Here is a 4,582-nt window from a genome sequence, read left to right as displayed (position 1 = left end):
CGCCGCTGACCGTAGAAGATGCCATAGCCCAGTAGCGCTGTAATCCCCATAACTAAAAAGTCTCGGCTGCTATAGCTAGGGTCAATCAACTCGGTGAAGTTGCGAACACAGACAAACTGAGTGCGGGGTGTGCTGAGACGGGCTAAGCGAGTCGCGAGGCTAAAGGTATCAAGTGCTGGATAGTAGATAAAAATAAGCAGGATTAATAGCGTGGGGGCGAGCAGCAGCAGCGGTATGATCCAATGGGTCTTAAATTGCCCCGGCATGGCTGCCTCTATTCCTAAGCGATGGGAGCGATCGCTCCCGATGAGCGTCGAAAGCCAGTTGACGAGCCCTAGGGCAATCCCTGCCCCCAATAGCACTAAGACCACGCCAAAGCCTCGATCCAAGGGCGATCGCTCTGCTTCAAACGTACAAAATCCTAGGGGCACCATCAAGCTCAGGGAGCCCACCGCCGCCGCGATCGCTCCCACCAATGCCCCCATCCCTGGCGATCGCTGCCGTCGCCGAAACGCGATCGCCATAACCACCGCCCCCAGCGCCGCTGTGAGCATCAGCAACCCTACCACTAAACCACCCATGGCCTTCCTATCTCATCTCTTCCGATCACCACTTGCCGATCCCCCCAATCGCCCTAACTCAGCGGAACCTTAAGTCTCAAGCGATTCCCCCTTGAGCAAGAAGAACCTTGAGTGCAGTTTTTGCTGAGTCAGGTTAGGAGGGTTTCAGCGTGAGGCAGCCTACTCAGCCTGCAGGGCGTTGTAATCGTCCAACAAGCGGTTGGCCTCTTGGTTGGCGGTGTCCAATGCTTCATCCACCGACTGCTCCGGCGTCACCAAAAGTTGCTCTGCCGTACTGGTGACTACATCCCGGATGGCGACAAAGTTACCAGCCAGCACGCCCAAGGTTGCCGGTGTGGTTTGAGACTCGGCTAGCTGATCGCTCGCTACCTTACTGTTGGGGTTCTGCTCATACCAACCTTCTTCCTCCAACAGGGCGATCGCTCCATTGGTGATGGGAATATAGCCGGTGATTTTATGCCACTCTGCAGCATTTTCTGGGTTGTTAAACCAGTTCATGAACATCAGCGCGCCATCTTCAGTGACTTGATCTAGCCCATCCACTAGCCAGAGCGTGGCTCCGCCAATCACATTGCCGCTACGACCCACATCTTGGTTGTAGGGCATGAAGCTGGCAACCACCTCAAAACCTGCCGCCTGCCCAGAGTCTGTGATATCCGTGGTGTCTGAGCTGCTGGTCAGCAAAAATGCCACTTGCTTGGCGATAAATGCATTGCGAGTGCCGTCCCAATCGCGTTGGGAACCTGTATAGACGTAGTAGTTTTGGTCATTCAGGGCTTTCCACCAGGTCATGAAGCTGGTCATGCCGGGACTGTTGAGAAATACCTGATCGGCGCGACCGCTGCGACCATTGTCTTCATTGGCCAAAAGCTCATTTTGCTGAGCCATGGCCTGTTCCACAATCCAGCTATGGTTTGGCCAGGTGATGCAGTTGCTGGGAGCATCCGGCAAGGCCAGGATCTGAGCGCAGGCCGCTTCCACATCAGCCCACGTGGCGGGCGGGGCCTCAATACCTGCCGCCTCTAGCATATCAGCATTGCTAAACAGCACCGTGGATGAGGTATTCCAGGGCATGGATTGGAACTCACCGTCCACCGTGTAATAGTTGCGTGGCGCACTGACTACGTCTTCCAAGATCACCGGCACGCCGTTGATGTCCTGGCGATCCGCGATCGCCCCCGCCACAGATTTCACCAACGGATCGCCCGCTGGCGTGACCGCATCACGAATTTCTTGAGTCGCTGCTTCAAAGAAATGCATGATGGCAGGAGGATTGCCCTGCTCAGAGGCTAGGAGGGCAGCGTCAAACAAGGTTTCATAATCTGGGTAACCATCAATGATGACCTCATACTCAGGATAGAGTTGATTAAACTCTGCCGCCTTTTCCCGCGCCCAATCCAGTCGATAGTCTGTAAATGCAATCCACATACGTACGGGAATGGCTGCCCCATCAGTCTGCTCGGTAACGTCTTGCGTAGACTCATCCTGGGTGCCTGCATCCGGTGTGCCGCAGGCTTGTGCCATCAGGGAAACGGCTATCAACATTGCCGCCACCGCCACCATATCCCGTCTAAACCATCGGTGTGTTCTCATATCTGCCCATTGAAAGATGCTAGTTTGTGGGATGGGACAGCCAAGAGCGGCTCAACCTACAACGCATCACCATACCAAGCATGGTTACCCTGTTTGGATTGGCACTCAATGCTTGCCCACAACATCTTTCCACAGCATCATTAATGTTCGTTTATGCCTACTTTAAGCCTCAGGATTGCTAACTCCATCATGCTATGAAGGTCATGGGTAGCTAATCTTGACACATTTAAATATCCTGTTAAATGTCGAGGTGGAAGCAGAAACCTGTCCTGAAGCGATCGCCTCCTGCCAAAACCAGTATGGCTGTCAATAAGCGTAAATCGACGGAATACTCATTGAGCTGAATTTATGTCTAACGTTAGGTTTGAATCGGTTAGTAAGCGGTATGGCAGTTCCTTTGCTGTGAAGGAACTGAACTTAGACATTGCCGATGGAGAATTTTTAGTCCTGGTTGGGCCATCGGGCTGTGGAAAAACTACGTCTCTGCGGATGTTGGCTGGGTTAGAAGACATTAGCCAAGGCAACCTTTATATTGATGAACAGCGCATGAACGATGTGCCGGCACGGGAACGAGATATCGCTATGGTGTTTCAATCCTATGCGCTCTATCCCCACATGACTGTGTTTGAAAATATGGCCTTTAGCCTGCAACTGCAGAAAGTGCCTAAGTCAGAGATTACTCAACGCATCCATAGCGCTGCTCAACAGTTAGATATTGAGCCTCTACTCGATCGCCGTCCGCGACAATTGTCTGGAGGACAGCGGCAGCGGGTGGCGGTGGGGCGCGCCATTGTGCGTAATCCGTCGGTATTTTTGATGGATGAACCGTTATCCAATCTGGATGCAAAGCTACGTGTGCAGGCCCGCACGGAGTTAAGTAAGCTACACCGTCAATTGGGCACCACGTTTGTCTATGTCACCCATGATCAGGTAGAGGCTATGACTCTTGGCTCCCGGATTGCCGTGATGAATCAGGGAATTTTGCAACAGGTTGGCACCCCTCAAACCCTTTATGACGAACCGCGCAATACTTTTGTAGCAGGATTTATGGGCAGTCCGGCGATGAACTTTCTCAAGGCTCGATTAGTGGGTGAAGGAGATGAACTTGCGATCGCCACCGATGCGTTTCAGCTTCCCATCCCCACCGATCGTTGCGCTGCCTATGCCCCCTACCGCGATCGCCCGATCCTCTTTGGGATTCGTCCAGAAAGCCTGCATGTGCCCGACTATGTGCCGCCTGGTATTGTGCCGCTACCAGTGCCAACTACCATCTCCGTCATCGAACGGATGGGCAACGAGATTATCCTTTACCTCACAACAACCGATGGACAAGATTTGGTTGCCCGGGTAGATCCACGCAGCCGCCTACAGATTGGGGAGTCGGTGACGATGGTGATGGATATGCATCGGTTTTACCTATTTGATGCAGAGACAGGCGATCGCCTTTAGGCATCTCATGCAAGATTCTATGCTCGATCGCTTTCTGTCCATCTGCGGCAAGTCTATTCTTGTTCCCCATCTCTCCCATGCTATGACATTCTCACCATGAGGAGGATGGAGCCCTGGGTTAGCTCTCAAAAGCATGACTCTGCAAACGCCAAACTATCCTACACAACCTGAGGGATCATCAAACCACGTTCATCAGCTTTCCATGTAGCCCCCTGAGCAACCTTTACGGTTATCAACGGCAGTTTGGCTAGAGGCAAATGGCTGTTTTTAGGGACAATGTATCAGCCATTTATCCCGAGTTACCAACGTAAGTAGGTGGATCTAAATAAACCGTGGTGCAGGGTGTGGGTAGGCCTAGCCGTAATGCACCTGTGATGATTTGATGATCTGCTGCTAACAATCGTGAGTATCAATAGGGCTTTCTGCTGACGATTCTCTGAGCCTCGATCAAGCAAGAATATGACTTCATCAGGGAGGTCACTGTACCAGATTGTCCAATACCCCATTCTCATGCATGGCACGCTTAACCCTACAATGCTATGTCAACTCCTTCATCTCTTTCTAAATCTCTCTGAGAAAGGGAGGGAGAGACATAGGGCTTAGGTCTAGGTTGGCACAGGCATTCAACAGTACAGACCTTGTGGAGTCAAGGGTTTAACCCATTTCAATCATGATCCCCATGGGTTGTTCTAGACTATGCTGAGCAGGGGCTAGGCAAGACCTTGTCCTTGGATTGTTAAAATTTTCATGTCTTTATCATCACCAAGAGAAGTTAAATCGTATAAGATAATGATAGGATAGCGCTTAGGCAAGTTTAGTTGCGCTCTAGATTCTCCCTGACAGCTCAATGGTTTGCATGAAGTGGGTTAAAAGCAGGGGTTTAGCATTCTAGGAATCTATCGTCATGTTGATTTCACCCTGTTGATTGAGTGCTAAACCCTTGATCTGCCTAGTTGCCA

General features: G+C 51.5%; 3 protein-coding genes. 1 reads left to right on the top strand and 2 read right to left on the bottom strand.

Annotated elements, in window-relative coordinates:
- Together V6D20_09025 and V6D20_09020 are read right to left on the bottom strand one after the other, a co-directional pair.
- On the bottom strand, window positions 1-581 hold a 581-nt coding region (locus V6D20_09025), incomplete at its 3' end, for a hypothetical protein (protein HEY9815920.1).
- A 159-nt stretch (window positions 582-740) separates the two neighbouring features.
- Window positions 741-2,174: an extracellular solute-binding protein gene (locus tag V6D20_09020; protein ID HEY9815919.1), complete on the bottom strand. Its 1,434-nt coding sequence runs from the start codon at window positions 2,172-2,174 to the stop codon at window positions 741-743.
- Between the two features lie 348 nt (window positions 2,175-2,522).
- Between V6D20_09020 and V6D20_09015 the strand changes: the two genes are divergently transcribed.
- Window positions 2,523-3,623, top strand: coding sequence for an ABC transporter ATP-binding protein (locus V6D20_09015; GenBank protein HEY9815918.1), 1,101 nt, complete (start codon window positions 2,523-2,525; stop codon window positions 3,621-3,623).
- Window positions 3,624-4,582: the final 959 nt, after the last annotated feature.

The sequence above is a fragment of the Candidatus Obscuribacterales bacterium genome (genome assembly GCA_036703605.1).
GTDB lineage: Bacteria > Cyanobacteriota > Cyanobacteriia > RECH01 > RECH01 > RECH01.
Note: the sequence above shows the minus strand (reverse complement) of the source record. Positions and strands in the feature narration are given on the sequence as shown.

Bases quoted from the DNA above. Each gene is read 5' to 3' on its own strand.
- V6D20_09020 (HEY9815919.1), bottom strand. From the start codon at position 2,174: ATGAGAACACACCGATGGTTTAGACGGGATATGGTGGCGGTGGCGGCA.
- V6D20_09015 (HEY9815918.1), top strand. From the start codon at position 2,523: ATGTCTAACGTTAGGTTTGAATCGGTTAGTAAGCGGTATGGCAGTTCC.